The 634-nt window shown below is 41.6% G+C and carries 1 protein-coding gene; it reads right to left on the reverse strand.

Translation table 11 applies throughout. The features are described from left to right. Nucleotides 1-404 precede the first annotated feature (404 nt). Nucleotides 405-634: hypothetical protein (locus F0249_RS20170; RefSeq protein WP_216599682.1), on the reverse strand; the 230-nt coding region annotated here is incomplete at its 5' end.

Genomic DNA, 634 nt, shown 5'->3' on the forward strand with positions numbered 1-634 from the left:
CCTAAAGTATTGTACCGTAAACACTAAATTTGAAGTAGATGCAAAAATGCCAAGCGTTGAGAATCCCTCTTAAATGCTTTGTTATATTGCCCGCACGACAGAGCTAAGTTTAGCGCCAAGGTGCTGAATTGACTACAAATCTACTGGCTTTGAACTCAGATGTAAAACGGATAGTTCAAAACTCAACCATAGACAATCAAACGCACTTGGCTAAGAAGCGAAATGAGCTGAAATTAGAGCCATTCGATTAGCCAGAATGACAAAGAATTCGAACGAGGAACCTGACAACAAAGTGAGCTGAAGCCACAACTTTCAATGAAGTCCCCACGAAAAAGAAGCCGCGCAAAATGAACTTGAGTCAGCAAAACTTACTAATGAGGAGACTTGCGTGACGTTGCAGCTAATTAACCGACAAACATTCTACGTGCGATGGTCATTTTGATGGCAACTTTCACGAAACGAACAGGTGTGCAGCTCGAACGCAGAACAAAGATAAACAGATAATTTAACCCTATGAATCTTATGCAATATAACGCCCAATTAAGGTGCGACAACGCTGTAACACCCAAGCTAAACCATTGCACCGTAAACACAAATTTCAAATCGAAGTGAAACTGCCACGCGTTGGGAGTCA

Origin of the sequence: Vibrio sp. 03-59-1 (genome assembly GCF_013114135.1) — a bacterium.
GTDB classification, from domain to species: domain Bacteria; phylum Pseudomonadota; class Gammaproteobacteria; order Enterobacterales; family Vibrionaceae; genus Vibrio; species Vibrio cortegadensis.